Origin of the sequence: Prauserella oleivorans (assembly GCF_042685745.1) — a bacterium.
Taxonomy (GTDB): Bacteria; Actinomycetota; Actinomycetes; order Mycobacteriales; family Pseudonocardiaceae; genus Prauserella_A; species Prauserella_A oleivorans.
The window spans coordinates 4863820-4878745 of sequence record NZ_JBHUNT010000001.1; the positions used below are offsets into that span (position 1 = coordinate 4863820).

12 protein-coding genes are annotated in these 14926 nt (G+C 67.7%); 6 read left to right on the forward strand and 6 right to left on the reverse strand.

From position 1 onward, the window contains the following. Positions 1-44: 44 nt before the first annotated feature. A complete protein-coding gene (locus tag ACFSZT_RS23930; RefSeq protein WP_377383733.1) occupies positions 45-632 on the reverse strand; it encodes a histidine phosphatase family protein in 588 nt (195 codons plus the stop codon). A 187-nt stretch (positions 633-819) separates the two neighbouring features. On the opposite strand from ACFSZT_RS23930, the gene ACFSZT_RS23935 reads away from it, so the two are divergent. Beyond that, positions 820-2556 carry a PEP-utilizing enzyme gene (locus tag ACFSZT_RS23935; RefSeq protein ID WP_377383730.1) on the forward strand — a complete coding sequence of 579 codons (1737 nt, stop codon included), beginning with the start codon at positions 820-822 and terminating at the stop codon, positions 2554-2556. An 84-nt stretch (positions 2557-2640) separates the two neighbouring features. Here the strand turns inward: ACFSZT_RS23935 and ACFSZT_RS23940 are convergent, their stop codons facing one another. From ACFSZT_RS23940 to ACFSZT_RS23950, 3 genes are read right to left on the reverse strand one after another with little or no spacing between them, the layout of a single operon-like run. Next, positions 2641-3570 carry a TIGR03619 family F420-dependent LLM class oxidoreductase gene (locus ACFSZT_RS23940; protein WP_377383728.1) on the reverse strand — a complete coding sequence of 310 codons (930 nt, stop codon included), beginning with the start codon at positions 3568-3570 and terminating at the stop codon, positions 2641-2643. 22 nt (positions 3571-3592) lie between these two features. Continuing rightward, positions 3593-4372 carry a ThuA domain-containing protein gene (locus ACFSZT_RS23945; protein WP_377383725.1) on the reverse strand — a complete coding sequence of 260 codons (780 nt, stop codon included), beginning with the start codon at positions 4370-4372 and terminating at the stop codon, positions 3593-3595. 26 nt (positions 4373-4398) lie between these two features. Then, positions 4399-5163 (reverse strand): SDR family NAD(P)-dependent oxidoreductase, encoded by a 765-nt coding sequence (locus ACFSZT_RS23950; protein WP_377383722.1) that lies wholly within the window; start codon positions 5161-5163, stop codon positions 4399-4401. Positions 5164-5253: 90 nt separating this feature from the next. Here ACFSZT_RS23950 and ACFSZT_RS23955 point away from each other — a divergent pair, with 90 nt between their 5' ends. After that, complete coding sequence (locus ACFSZT_RS23955; protein WP_377383719.1) at positions 5254-5658, forward strand: VOC family protein; 405 nt, start codon at positions 5254-5256, stop codon at positions 5656-5658. Positions 5659-5667: 9 nt separating this feature from the next. Beyond that, entirely contained in the window at positions 5668-6573 is a 906-nt protein-coding gene (locus ACFSZT_RS23960; protein ID WP_377383717.1) for a TIGR03619 family F420-dependent LLM class oxidoreductase, read from the forward strand. Positions 6574-6630: 57 nt separating this feature from the next. Here ACFSZT_RS23960 and ACFSZT_RS23965 read toward each other — a convergent pair whose 3' ends face one another. Further along, positions 6631-7098 carry a VOC family protein gene (locus ACFSZT_RS23965; protein ID WP_377383715.1) on the reverse strand — a complete coding sequence of 156 codons (468 nt, stop codon included), beginning with the start codon at positions 7096-7098 and terminating at the stop codon, positions 6631-6633. Positions 7099-7198: 100 nt separating this feature from the next. On the opposite strand from ACFSZT_RS23965, the gene ACFSZT_RS23970 reads away from it, so the two are divergent. Beyond that, positions 7199-8512, forward strand: coding sequence for a cytochrome P450 (locus ACFSZT_RS23970; RefSeq protein WP_377383712.1), 1314 nt, complete (start codon positions 7199-7201; stop codon positions 8510-8512). 227 nt (positions 8513-8739) lie between these two features. After that, positions 8740-11058, forward strand: coding sequence for an ATP-binding protein (locus ACFSZT_RS23975; RefSeq protein WP_377383709.1), 2319 nt, complete (start codon positions 8740-8742; stop codon positions 11056-11058). A gap of 430 nt (positions 11059-11488) precedes the next feature. Here ACFSZT_RS23975 and ACFSZT_RS23980 read toward each other — a convergent pair whose 3' ends face one another. Beyond that, complete coding sequence (locus ACFSZT_RS23980) at positions 11489-12460, reverse strand: hypothetical protein (protein ID WP_377383707.1); 972 nt, start codon at positions 12458-12460, stop codon at positions 11489-11491. 218 nt (positions 12461-12678) lie between these two features. Between ACFSZT_RS23980 and ACFSZT_RS23985 the strand changes: the two genes are divergently transcribed. Further along, complete coding sequence (locus ACFSZT_RS23985; protein ID WP_377383704.1) at positions 12679-14700, forward strand: oxidoreductase; 2022 nt, start codon at positions 12679-12681, stop codon at positions 14698-14700. The last annotated feature ends 226 nt before the right edge of the window (positions 14701-14926 follow it).

Here is a 14926-nt window from a genome sequence, read left to right on the forward strand (position 1 = left end):
CCTCCGTGTCCTCCGAACCCGACGGACCAACACTACTCTATAAATCAACTATTGAAGAGTGGTTCTTCCGGACGGACAGCGGTCGCGTTGAGCTCCATGGTCGTCCAGCCTTCGTCCGCGCGATACAGGAACCGGTTCAGCGAGCCGTAGGCAGGTTGGAACAACGACACCTGCTCCGAGCCGAGCAACATCGCGAAGAAGTTGTTGATGACCCCGCCATGGGTCACCGCGACCACCCGGCCACCGAGGCTGTCGCGACGCATCCGCTCCACAACCGACCAGATCCGAGCGCGGAACTCGTCGAGTGTCGTCCCCCAGGGCGACAGGTCACCGGCCAAGTACGCCCGGTACGGGCCGGCCCCGTCCTCCCAGTGCAGGTATTGCTGCGCGTCGCGGTCGAACTCGGCGAGATCCTCGTCGATCACAGGCTCGACGCCGGGCACAAGGATCTCGGCACTTTCCCGGGCGCGCCGCAAGGGTGAGCAGTAGACGACGTCGTACCCGTCGGCTTCGACGAGCCTCCCGGCCTCCGCCATGTGCATCCGGCCCATGGCACTCAACGGAGGGTCACCGCGTTCGGCCGCCACGACGTCGCGCTCCGGTTCCCCGTGCCGCACGAGTGTGAGCATCATCCGACTGCCTCCCTGACACGCCGTGGCGGACAACTTACTCTAACACTAGACATCCGGCGTCGATGCCCGGCGACCGGACAACGCGACGGCACACGGTGCCCGCACTCCTCGAATACCTATCTATTGCCAAATAGTTTATCTGTCGAGTTTAATCCGAGGTGTACGTCACATCTCCAGGAGGATCATCATGGTCGATATCTCGCGCCCGTGGATCGTGGACACACCGATCAGCGAACGGTGGCCGGTGTACACGAGGGCGAACGTCGGAGAGGTGTCGCCGAACGTCACGACGCCCCTGATGTGGAGCATGATCGGCGGTCCACCCGCGGAGCGCGAGTGGAAGCAGGCCCTGGTCGAGTTCGGTGCGTTCGACATCGACGAGTTCCGGCCTGATGTCATCGACATCCAGGGAATGATCCACGGCTACATCTATCTCAACCTCTCGAACGCGCGGACGTTCGGTGCGCGCATGCCCGGCGCCAGCCCGGAGCTCATGGACCGCACGTACCTGGGTGAGGTGGAGGCACCGCCGTACGTCCCGCACCCCGACGACAACAAACCCGAGTACACGGAGCGCATCCTCAAGACGGTGCAGCGTGTCCTCAGCGAGAAGGCCCGGCCCGATGTGCAAGAACACAAGGAAGCCGCGGCGCGGCTGCGCGCGGAGCGCCCGGACCTCACGACTCTCTCGGACGCCGAGCTGGTCGCCCGCGAACGCAAGATCATGGAGGACCCGTACGCGCCCGTGCTCAGGACTCACCTGCGCATGGTCTACGAAGGGTCGGTGGTGACGGGCGCCTTCGATCAGGCCGTTGCCGGGCTCGGCGATCCCAGCCTGGCCATTCGCCTGATGGGCGGACTGGGCGACATCGCCTCCGCGGCGCCGAACCAGGCCATGTGGAACCTGAGCAGGATGGTGAAGGCGGACGCTGAGCTCACCGCGGAGTTCGAGCGCGGCATCGCCGGTCTGGACGCCCGTCTCCGCGCGGGCACCAGCGAGGCGGCGAAGGCGTTCGTCACGGAGTTCGACAAGTTCCTCTACGAGTACGGGTCCCGCTCCACCGACGAGTGGTCTGCCGCACCGAAGTCCTGGGAGACCCACCCCTCGATCCCCCTGGGCATGATCGACCGCATGCGCCTGCAGGACGACGACCGTGAGCCCGCACGACAGGCTGCGAGGCTCCGCGCGGAACGTGAGGAGCTCGTCGCGACGGTCCGCGAGCAGCTCGCGGACAACCCGGAGGCGCTGGGCCAGCTCGAGGCCGTGCTGGCGACAGCCGAGCTCTACTCGCGGGCTCGGGAGCAGAGCAAGAGCAACTGCGTCCGCATGCTGCACGAAGCCCGGCTGCCCATCTGGGAACTCGGCCGGCGGTACGTCGCCAACGGCACCCTCGGCCGTCCCGAGGACATCACCATGCTGCTGGAAAGCGAACTCGATCAGTTCATCAAGGACCCGCAGTCGTTCGTCTCGATCATCGCCGAGCGCTGGGAGTGGTACGACGCCCTGGACGAGCTCGAGCCCCCGTTCTTCGTCAACGGCGAGATCCCGCCCGTCACCACGTGGCCCAAGAAGAAGGATCCCGACCACCAGCCCGCGCAGTCCGGGACAGTGCTGGAGGGGCTCGGGGCGTGTCCCGGCACAGCCACGGGAGTCGCTCGTGTCATCACCGACCCCGAAGACGCACCCGACCTGGAGCCCGGCGAGATCCTCGTGGCACCGATGACGGACCCGGGTTGGACGCCGATCTTCACCTCGGCGGCAGCCGTGGTGGTCAATGTCGGTTCACCGATGAGCCACGCCGCCATCGTGAGCCGCGAGCTGGGTATTCCCTGTGTGCTCGGCGTCCGGGGAGCCACCAAGAAGATCAAGGACGGCACGACGCTCACCGTCGACGGCTCCACCGGCAAGGTCACCGTTCACTGAATCGCACGGATGCCGCGCCGGCGGGGAACCCCTCCCCGCCGGCGCGGCATCCGTCCACCGGGAGTTCGTCAGCCCCCGGTCCGCTTACGCCCTCGCCGGAGGGCGGACCCGGGAGATCACGTCGGCTCCATATTCCCGCAGCACGTCGAGCAGCCCGGCGCGCGTGGGCGCCATCGGGTGCAGTACCACCGAGGTCGCTCCCGCGTCGGCCAGCCGCCCGACCATGTCGAGGTGCTCATCGGTGGCGGCACCGGCCCGAATGCGACTGAACGAACCTTTGACCAGCACGTCGATCGCTGCCGGGTCCCGGCCCTCGGCGGCGGTCAGCTCGTGCAGATCGTCGACGGCGCGCCGCAGCCCGGTCAGCGAGCCGATGCCGGCGGTACTCAGCTCGCCGGCAAGCCCGCCGTCGACGAGCAAGGGCGCCCACCCGCCGCCGTAGCGGGCGACGATGCGGCGTGACCGACGGCTGTTGCCGCCCACCCAGAGTGGCGGCCCCGTCCGCTGGACCGGGTGCGGCCGAAGGGCTGTCTCGATCGGTCCGTGCTCCGTCGGCACCACGGCGGCACCGGACCAGGCGGTGACCAGCGCCGCGACAGCGTTCTCGAACCGGTCCGTCCGGTCCTCGAACGGTGTGCCGAGCACCGCGAACTCCTCGCGAAGATAACCGGCACCAATGCCGAGCACGAGCCGCCCGTTCGAGAGCCGGTCGACGGTGGTGGCCGCCTTCGCGGTGAGCAGCGGATGCCGGTAGGGCACCACGGCGAGGTAGGTCAACAGGCGGATCCGCGTCGTCACCGCGGCGCAGTAGGCCAGCGCTGCGAACGGGTCCAGTGATGCGTGACCGTACGCCCCGAAGACCCACTCGGCGGAGGGCGCTGGATGCTCGGTGAACCCGATCGCATCGAAGCCGGAGCTTTCGGCGACGCGGGCAAACTCCGCGACCTGCTCGGCGTCGACCGCCGTGTCGGCGGACTCGGCGTCATCGAGCGGGAACTGAACGGTGAACCGCACCTGGGTGATACCTCCGACCGCCTCAGCTTCCGGCGTGCCCCGACGCCCACTGGAGCGCGTTGGTGAGCAGGCGCCGGAACGCGGGGTTGGCGAAGGCCGCCGGGCTGTCACCGAACTGCAGGTAGACGATCCGGCTGCGGGGATGCTCACGGATCCACGCCACCACTCCCGAGCCGGCCGGGTGCGTCCACCCGTCGTTCGTGTCCCGCCTGCCGAGCACCGCGTTCCAGGTGGACCACACGGTTCGGTCGGTCAGCGTGGCGTCGGTTCTCAGCAGTGGAGTGATCGACTTCTCGTCGACATCGGCCAGGTACACCTCGTCGGTGATGGTGAACCCGTCCTCCAGTCCCGCGACGACCGGATGTTCAGCGACCGCGCTGACCCGCTGCTCCACGGCATGCCGGTACCCCGAGTCCGGGTGCCCGGGCTCCCGGACGAACCGGAACCGGCCGCCGATGACGGACCCGTACTCCGGCCACGTCGGCCACGCGGCGAGCGCGTGATGCACGAACACGAACCCGTGTCCCCGGTCCACCAGCCGCAGGAAATCCGACCGGAAGCCCTGTGGTGGTTCGATGAGATCCGGCGGCGTGTGGTCCGCCTTGAACCGGTAGCCCGGCATGTCGTACATCAGGTAGGCGTCCCACCGGTCCGGCTCCACGCCGCGGAAGTGCCGCTGCGCCGCCGGTTGTTCCACCTGGGTGCACTCGATACCCGGAAGCGAGTCGAGCATGTCGCCGAAGGCGTTGCGATCGTAGGCATGACCCTTGGTCACCGTCAGAACCTGTCGTATTGGTTCCATGGCACTCCTTCGGGCAGGAACCGCGTCTAGTTCTGGACCCTGGTCAGCAGCCCGCCGTCCACGACGAAGTTGACTCCCGTGCTGAACGAGGCACGCGGGCTGGCGAGAAACGCGACCGCGTCGGCGACCTCCCGCGGGTCACCGTAGCGGCCGAGCGGCAGCTTGCTCTTGACCAGGTCGTAGACCTCCGGCCGGTTATGCCGCACCTCGTCCCACGCGCCACCGTCGAACTCGATCGGCCCGGGAGACACGGTGTTGACCCTGATGCCGTCGGGCGCGTAGGCGCGAGCCAGCGCGCTGGCGTGGTGAATGACGGCCGCCTTGATGGCGCCGAACGACGCCGGGCCGGACGGGATGTCGACGTCGAGTGCGCTCGTCGAGCCGATCGCCACGATCGCACCTTGACCGGACGCCGCCAGGTGGGGTTTCGCCGCCCCGGCGAGCACCGCGAAGGCCTGCAACTCACCGCGTGCGCTCTCCACCCACGAGTCGTCACCCTTGAGACTGCCGGGTGAGGCGTTCGAGACGACGATGTCCAGTCCGCCGAGCGCCCGGGCGCCGTCGGCGACGAAGCTGCGCACGGCGGCGGGGTCGGATACGTCGACGGCCGTGGCGAACACGGTGGCTCCGGTGGCTTCGAGCTCCTCCTGCGCGACGGTGAGCTGCTCCTTGCCGCGTGCGCACAACGCCAGCGAGCACCCTTCCCCAGCGAGTACCTCGGCGATGACCCGACCGATTCCGCGGCTGGCACCCGTGATGAGTGCCCTCCGCCCCGTGAGCCCCAGGTCCATACTCCACCGCCCCGAAAGTCGTGTTCCCAACAGTCTAGTTCACAACTATAGTCGCGATCAGTATCGCCGGAGCAACCATGGAGGACGGGCATGACCGCACAGCTCGTGAAGCCGACCATCGACATCGGGATCGTGACCACCAACCAGGACGCGCTGGTGGAGTTCTACGGGAAGGTGGTCGGCTTTCCCGCCCTGGACGACGTGCCCATGGACGGCTTTCTCGTCAAGCGGTTCCAGGTCGGCGACTGCGTGCTCAAGATCGTCGCGTTCGAGCAGGAGCCCCCGCGCCGGGCGGTTCCTGGAGCGCTGGGCGACTCGACCGGGCTGCGGTACTGGACCGTTTCCGTGTCCAATCTCGATGACGTGCTCGCTCGTGTCCAGGATGCGGGCCAGGAGGTCGTCGACGGACCGACCGAGGTCCGGCCGGGAGTCAGTATCGCGCTGGTCACCGACCCCGACGGCAACCTGGTCGAGTTCGTCAACCGGCCCGCCTAGGTGACCTCGATGGATGTCGGCCTCGTTCTCCCCCAGCTCGGCCCGGTCACGGACATGCGCGTCATCAAAGACGTCGCCCGGCTCGCCGAAGAGATGGGCTTCGCCCACCTGTGGGTGCAGGACCACTTCCTGTACGCCCTGGAGCAGCAGGGCGAGTACGGCGGCAGCGCCGCCGCGCAGCCCGAGGTCTACCAGTCGGTCTACGCACCGCTGGAAGTGCTGGCGGCGGTGGCGGCGTGGACCGAGACCATCGGACTTGGCACCAGTGTCCTCGTCGGCGGCAATCACTGGCCGGTGCAGCTCGCCAACGAGCTCGCCACGATCGATCAGCTGAGCCAGGGCCGGCTCACCGCTGTCGGACTCGGTGTGGGCTGGTCACACGAGGAACATCGAGCCGTCGGCGTGGACCCGCGCACTCGCGGGCGCCGCATCGACGAGTTCCTCGAGGTGCTCACCAAGTGCTGGGCCGACGATCCGGTGGAGCACCACGGAGAGTTCTTCGACGTGCCCCGTTCGATCGTGCGGCCGAAGCCGTACCAGCGGCCCCGGCCCAGACTGATGTCGGGCATGTGGTCGAAGAAGGGCCTGCGCCGCACGGCACTGCACTACGACCTGTGGAATCCAGGCTCCATGCCCATCAGCCAGGCGGCGGCGATGCTGGCGGAGATGAACGAGATGCGGCCCGCGAACCTCACTCCGCTGAACGTCGTCTACCGGGCCGCGCTGCAGTCCACCGCGGGCAAAGTGCTGACCGTCGAGGAGATCGCCGACCGCACCATCGAAGCCGCCGAGGCCGGTTTCGAGGCGGTGATCATCGAAACCAATTTCTGCTCGAACATCACCTCACGCCAGGACTGGCTGGACACGGTCACGTCCTTGCAGCCCATCCTGGACGCGGCGGGCAAGGTGACCTGAGGGCCCGGCACGGTGCGATGCCGGTGTCGGCGAAGCCGGCATCGCACCGCGGTCCGGTCAGGACAGCACACCCGTCTCGAACCACCGCTCCAGCCGTTCCCGCTGGCGCTCACTGACGTACTCGATGCGCGTGGCAGTATCGGTCGACGATCGCGCGTAGATCACGGAAATCGAGCCGTCCCGCTGGCGAAAGACGGCGTCGACCGGGTCACCGGCCTCCTCGAGCCGGCGTAACCGCTCGTCCGGGGCCGGCTCCCACACACCGAGGTGGTGCAGCCCATGGTTGTCGGGCGCGTACACGCCCCCGGAGTGGCATTCGATGACCTCGAGCCGGAACGGACCTTCCCTGGTGTAGGTCACGAGCATGTCCAGTGGTCCGGTCACGCCGCTGACCCGGTCCTCCGCCTCGTGCACGCTGAGCTTCGTCGGTTCGTTGAAGGTGTATCCGAGCCTCGAGGACAGGTCGTCGACAGCCACGCGCAAGTCGGACACGACAATCCCCGCGTGGTAAGGCATGAACGTCATCCGAGCTCCCTTGTTCGCCAATGATCTATCGATAGATAGTAGATTCCACGATAATGTCGCGAAGAGCATCCGGGAACACACAGAGCAGGAGAGTCCACCCATGACGGACGCGCCCACCATCACCCCGGTTGACGAAGTGCCGGCCGGTTCTCGCTTCAGTCGCCTGCTCGCGCTCGAGCCGGGCGAAGTGCGCTGCCCCTTCGGCGCGTACGCGGAACTCCGTGAGACCGGCCCCGTGGTGTGGAGTGAACGCCTGAACGCCTTCGTGGTGAGCCGCTACGAGGACATCCGCGACATCTTGCGGGATCCCGTCACCTTTTCCAGCGCTCATGCGAGCGGCTCCAGCTCCGTCACGTCGCTGGCCCAGCGCGTCATGGACAACCCCGACTTCCCCGACGACGTGCGCCGGCAAGCCGCCCGGCGACTGCGGCTGAGCCAGTCCCCCGTCCTGCTCAACGCCGATCCGCCCGTGCACAAGCGGCACCGGGGCCTGGTGAGTCACGCGTTCACTCCCCGGCGCGTGAACCAGATGGAGCCCATGTTCCAGCGCATCACCGACGAGTTGATCGATGCGTTCGCCGGCAAGGGCAGGGCCGAACTGATCTCCGAGTTCGCGCTGCCCCTCCCAATGACGGTCATCGCCGGAATCCTCGGGGTCCCACCCCGCATGATGCGGACCTTCAAGAAGTGGTCGGGGGCCTTCACCCGTGGTGTCGGTGCCCTGGAGCTGCCCCACGAGGAGATCTGCGAGCTGTTCCGGTCGGTGGGAGAGTTCTACGACTACTTCGGCGAGCAACTCGACATCCGGCGCACCGAGCCTGCGGACGACCTGTTGACCGACCTGCTCGAAGCTCGCCTCGACGGTGAACAGCCGCTGACCCAGGACGAGATTCTGCAGATGCTGGTGCAGTTCCTCATCGGCGGCAACGAAACGACGACGAACCTCATCGCCGGTGTCATGACCCACCTGTTGCGGGACGCCGCGCTACTGGAGCGGGTGACGGCCGACCCCGAGCTCATTCCCAATCTCGTCGAGGAGTGCCTGCGCCTGGAAGCGCCGACGCAGGGCATGTTCCGCACGACCACCACCGACACCGAGATCGGCGGGCGCGCCATACCCGAGAACAGCATGGTGTTTCTCCTCTACGCGTCCGGAAACCGGGACGTACGCGAGTTCGCCGATCCGGACACGGTGGAGCTGACCGAGTCGCGCAAGCATCACCTGGCCTTCGGTCGGGGCGAGCACGTCTGCATCGGAGCGAACCTCGCCCGGCGCGAGACGATCGTCGCCGTCCGAACTCTACTGGGGCGGCTTCACGACATCGCACCGGCAGTCGATCTCGACCAGCTGCAGTACCACCCGACGTTCATTCTCCGTGGCCCGAAGGAACTCCGGATCACCTTCAGCGGGTGACACTGCCAGGCATGCGGACAATTGACTCACACAGCACGTGACAGCCTTGTCGCACAGAGCATCCAGCGTGCGACTACCGACGGCACACGACACATGACCGATCATGCCTGTATCGATTACGGCCCGCGGAGCCGGGAAGGCGACGTCGCGGCCGGACCGTCGCCGACTCGAGAGACGCGGACGAGCGGCCCTGGCACGAAACCCCTACCGAGTGCGATCTTTGTCGCATGAGTGCACGTTCAGCGGGGAACCTGCCGGCGGAGCTGACCAGCTTCGTCGGCAGACGCACTGAGCTCATCCAGGTCAAGGGCCTGCTCGCGTCGGCACGGCTGGTCACGCTGACCGGCATGGGCGGGATCGGCAAGACCCGCCTGGCCCGGAGGCTCGCGAGCGAGGTTCGCCGCACGTTCCCCGACGGAGTGTGGCTCGTCGAGCTGGCCGACCTGCATCAGGGAGGGCTGCTGCCACAGACGGTCAGCGCCGCGCTGGGCATTCGCGACGAGTCGAGCGACCCGGTCGGAACCCTGATCGACCACCTTCGGTCCCGGCGGTGCCTCATCGTGCTGGACAACTGCGAGCACCTGACCGAGCCCTGTGCCGCGCTCATCGGTCAGGTGCTCCAGGCCGCGCCCTGGGTCAAAGTCGTCGCCACGAGCAGGCACGTGCTGGGTGTCGAAGGCGAGCAGATCTTCCCCGTCGCCTCACTCACCCACGAGGCCGCCGACGACGGCCCCAGTGAGGCGATGGAGCTCTTCGAGGAACGGGCGTCGTCGGCCGACCCGAACTTCCGGATCGACGCCGGTAATCGCGCGACTGTCGCCGCCATCTGCCGGCGACTCGAGGGACTTCCCCTCGCCGTCGAACTTGCCGCCGCCAACGTCCGCACGTTCCCCCCGGAGGAGATCCTCGACCGGCTCCAAGAGCCCGAACTGCTGACCGCGAGCGAGCAGACGCGCCCTTCCCGCCACCACACTCTGCGTACGGCGGTCGAGTGGAGCTACCGGCTGTGCACCCGGCAGGAACAGCGCACGTGGGAGCAGCTGTCGGTGTTCTCCGGGGGATTCACCGTCGACGCCGCCCAAGACGTGTGCACCACGCGTGACGATGCCTCGACGGTCACGAATGCCTTGAGGGGACTCGTCGACAAGTCCGTCCTCCGCCGCGTCGACGGCCCCGGCGAACCACGCGCTCGTTACCGGATGCTGGAGCCGGTCCGGCAGTTCGCCGCCGAGAAACTCGCGGCCACACCTGATGTGGACGAGGTCCGCAGACGGCATCGCGACTACTTCCTGGCGCTCGCCCGGCGCAGCGTCCATGACTACTGCAGCTCCCGGGACGTCGAGTGGTACGCGACAACCCGAAGGGAACACCCGAACATTCGCCAGGCGCTCGCGTTCAGCCTGTCGGACCCGAAAGAGCCGGACCTCGCGATCGAGATGGCGACGTTGCTCCGGCCGTTCTGGGAACAGGCGGGGTCCGTTCTCGAGGGGTACCGTTGGCTCCGCAGAGCCCTGGAGCACGCCACGGATCCGACACCGCAACGGGCGTCCGGACTCGCTTCGGCCAGCATTCTCGGCTTCCTGCTGGGAGACGACGAGACTGCGCGACAGCTTCGCGTCGAGCACCTCGAACTGGCGGATCACCTGGGTTGGGATGAGCCGCACACCACCGCGCTCTTCGCGTCCGCACTCGAGGCCTTCGCCGACGGGAACGTCGACACGGCATTCGACGAGGCGGAACGCGCGGTGCGGCAGGGCCTCCGGCACGGCGACACCGGTGCCACCGCGGAGGCAATGGCGCTGTCGGCGCTCTACGCCTTCATCCTCCAAAGCGAACAGGCGGAGGAGACGGCGACGCGCTTCCTCACCTACGCCGAGTCACAGGGGGCACACCTGTTGAAGGCGATCGCGCTGTACCCGCTCGGTGCCGTCCGGTGGCTCAAGGGCGACGTCCCCGCCGCGAGATCGGCCATGCGGGAAGCCATCAAGCTGTACCAGCTGTTCGATCACCCCGGCATGGTCGCCGTCTGCGTGGAAGGACTTGCCTGGTCGGCGGCCCGCACGGAAGCCGACCTGGCGGCGAAGCTGCTCGGCGCGGCCCGATCGATCTGGAAGTACAGCCAGATGCGACTCGCGGAGAAAGCCGTGCAGCAGGTCGGCCAGGGGGTCGAGAACCGGCTCCGGCAAGAGCTCGGCGACCTGGCCTTCGAGCAGCAGTACTCCGCAGGCCAGGAACTGTCCTTCGCCGATGCGATCACCCTCGCGCTGGGCGACCCCAAACAGGCCGGCCGCAACCGCAAGGCCCCCGTCCCCGACGCCGGACTCACGCGACGCGAACGGCAGGTCGCCGCGCTGGTCGCCGCCGGCCTGACCAACAAGGAGATCGCCGCCAAGCTGGTCATCTCCCACCGGACCGCCGACGCCCACATCGAACACATTCGCGCCAAGCTCGGGGTCCGCTCGCGCACCCAGATCGCCCGCTGGTTCAGCGAGCACGCCGACGCCGGCCGCTCCGACGAGCCTGCTCACCGCGAGGCGGCCAGGTAGGCAAGCGCCTCCACGCCGGCGGAGGTGAGCGAGAAACCGTCGCAGGTCGCACGCGGTGACCGCGTCACGAGACCCAGCCGCTCCAGCCGCCCCAACGGTTCGGAGACGCCGGACTCGAGACCGTCCTGATGAGGGGCCGGATCGGGGAGGTCGGCCCAGAGGTCGGTGTGAGCGCAACTCGGTGATCCCGATCTTCTCCAGCTCGAGCATGTCAGCAGTGTTCATGTGTGACCTCCTTGTCAACGCCCTCGATGCTGCCGGGTGGCGCGCGACGCCCCCATTCGTCAAACCACCTACATCGGTACCTATGTTGTGGGTCACACGAGCGTCGCCCGGCGAGCCGAGACGGGTGCCGACCACTCGGCTCAGCACGCGCTGAAGCGCGGCAGGCCGGCGTTCGACCACCGGCCTGCCGCGTCGTGACCCGGCCTCACCGAGACGGTGCGGCCTCCACCACCGGTGTGGGCGGCTGCGGAGCAGCCGACCCGCCACTACGGAATTCGTCGTCGGCCGTCGGGACGTAGTCGAAGTCGAAGGGATTGCGGTTCAGCACGAACCGCAGGATGAGCAGGAACGTCACGAACCCGAGGAGGAGCGTCATCAGCCCCAGCGCCTGAGTGACCAACCACGGGTAGTCCGAGTTCACCGCGATCCAGGAGGGCAACGCCGTCGCCCCGTACACGGTCGCCACCGCCATGGGCATGATCACCAGCATCGCCAGCGCGCGCCAGCCCTGGAGCCGCGCGCGGTACCGATACGCCAGCGTGGCGCCGAGCAGCACACCGGCAGGGTTGCAGGCGATCCACCACCACGGCAGTTCCCACAGAAGGACGAGGGGCTGGTTCCCGTAGTAGTGGTAGGTGTCGAATTTGAGCAGAACTTCTTCGAAAACGATGTCACCGGCGACCGCGGCGGCGAAGAAGAGCCAAATCGACTTCGTGCTCGGCCTGTTCGCCAGGAGCAGGTACTCGAAATAGGCGAAGGCACCGTAGCCGAACCATCCGGCCACGATCCACCACGGCATCTCGCGGCCCATGATCGTGTAGGCATGACCGAGCGGTTCGGTGTCACTCCACGGGAAGTAGACACCACCCATGATGTCGAAGAACACCTCGGGGATGCAGATGAACGCGCCGCCGAGCGCCACCATGAGCGGCAGCAGGGTCCGCTTCTTCACGAAGTGGCGCAGCCCGAGCACCACGCCGCTGAGTCCCACCAGGGTCATCGCGATCGTGACGCCGATGTGGTTTCCGGTCAGATAGGGCTCATCGGGCTTGAGCGGAAGCCCGAAGTGCTCATCGAACTCGACAGTGGGTTCACCCTTCAATGCGGTGATCAACAGCGCCACGGCCGAGAACAGGACCGCACCGGTCCAGGCGGCCCTCCTCGCTCTCGGTGACATTCGCCGATCATCCGAAACCGACTGCGATGTCGTCGTTGACATAGCGTCTCCCAAGGGGTTGTGGACGTCGCACAGCGCGCCTAATTTACTCTATAAATCTACTACCAATCGATAGACTTCCTGCGTTACAGTCTTGTGGGTTAACGGCCCGACATCGACATCGGCGCATTGCGGCCAGCACCCGGAAACGGCCGAGCGACGGTAACGTCGCGGTCACAGTGCGGGCGCCACGTGAGGTATCCACGACCGAGCAGAAGGGCAACGGCATGGCCGAGCGCTACACGTCCGTGTTCACCCCGCTGCGTCTCAACGAGGTCACCATTCCGAATCGCATAGTGCGAACGGCCCACACCACACACCAACCGCTGCGCACGGGTTCCGGACTCATCGACTATCACGTGGCTCGCGCACGTGGCGGCGTCGGCCTGTCGATTCTCGGGGCGTCGTCCGTGCACGCCTCCGCGCCGATGGAGATCGCCTCCCATGAGGACAGCGTGGTACCCCAGTACCAGCGGTTCGCGGACGCCTTGGCGCCCTACGACATGGCGGTGATGCAGCAGCTGTGGCACGGCGGTTCCGCGGCCCACCACAATCCCCTGGGTGGCCCGCCCTGGTCGGCCAGTGACATTCCGAACCCGCGGAGCGGCGTGACTCCGGTCCCCATGACCAAAACCATGATCGACGATGTCGTCGCAGGCTTTGCAGCTGCGGCGGGCCGTGTGCGGCGCGGCGGTCTGCACGGGGTGGAAATCCACGCCGGACACAACTACCTGGTGGCGCAGTTCCTCTCGCCGCTGACGAACCACCGCACCGACGACTACGGAGGCAGCCCGGCCAACCGGCTCCGCTTCCTGACCGAGATCCTCGACGCGGTACGGCGCGAGGTCGGCCCGGATTTCCCCGTGGGCGTCCGGTTTTCGGCTGATGAGGACGTCCCCGGCGGCCTCACTCCCGACGACACGTTGCCGATCGCCCGCGCGATCGAGCCCGAGGTCGACTTCATCGACGTCTCCTTCGGCGGCTACTACCGGTTCCACCGGATGATGGCCACCGCTGACGGCTACGGCCTCGGCTACGAACTGCCCAGCTCCACACGTGTCACCAGGCACCTGTCCGTTCCCACCATCGTCAGCGGCCGGATCATGACGATCGAACACGCCGACCGGATCGTCTCCTCCGGTGACGCCGACATGGTCAGCATGGTCCGCGCTCTCATCGCCGATCCGGAGCTCGTGGCCAAGACCCGCCACGGCGCGGAGGAGCGGATACGTCCCTGCATCGGCACGAACGAGGGATGTGTGGCCGCCCGGCGCGGAAACTTCGGCTGCGTGGTGAACCCGGACGCCGGCCGCGAGCACCAGCAGCCCTCGCCCGCACCTCGAACCGACCGGCCGAAGCGCATCCTCATCGGCGGGGGCGGGCCGGCCGGCCTGGAAGCGGCGCGCACGGCCGCGCTCCGCGGCCACACCGTGGTTCTCCACGAACTGACCGGACGGCTCGGCGGGCAGGTCGCCATCGCGGCGAGCGCGCCCTATCGCGCCGACTTCGGCGCCCACGTGCAGTGGCTCGAGCAGGAGGTCCGCCGGCTCGGAGTGGAGGTCAAGCTGCGGACCCCGCTGGAGCCGGACACCGTCGCCGCGGCCCGGCCGGACGTGGTGGTCGTCGCGACGGGCTCCGCGCCACGGACGGACGGATTCACCGTGATGCGCCCACGGCATCGGTTCTCCCCCGAGCAGCGTCGCCTCGTACGGACGTCGTGGGACGTCTTCGGCTTCGGCGGGCGGCTGGGCCCGGCCTCGCGCGCCGTGGTGTACGACGACGCCGGCGACTTCGAGGGAATCTCGGTGGTGGAGAAGCTGCTCGCCGACTCGGCCGAGATCGTCCTGGTGACCCGTCACGACGCGATCGGCGCCGGCATGCCGGAACCGGCATCGACCGCCCAGGCAGCGCGCGAGCGTCTGGCCGGACATCCTCGGCTCACGGTGCACACCCACGCCATCCTCACCGACATCAGCGTCGAGGCGAAGACTGTCGACGTCGAGTGGCTCGGGTCGGGCCGACGCGCGTGTGTCGACGCGGACGTGGTCGTGGCCGTTGGCACAAACCAGCCGAGCGCCGAGGTCGCGGACGCGGTGCGGGACGGTTTCGAGGGCGACGTGCACGTGATCGGTGACGCACTGACACCGGGACGGCTACGGACGGCGATCGAGCAGGGGGCGCTGATCGGTCGCACGCTGTGACGGCTGCGCGCATGCCCTGGCCGGACCGGCGTTGGTCTCCTCCAGGCACGGCGACAACCCTCATCCACGCGGTACGCACCTGTGCTCGGCCGGGACTGAGATGCCGGTCACTACACCAACGCTGCGCGGGAAACTTCGTGGAGCCGAGGTCTGCGCCTGTGTCAGTCTGGTCGGTGGGCGTTCGACGCCGCACGGCCACGCTGACCGAGCTCTTTCTCCCGAGGTG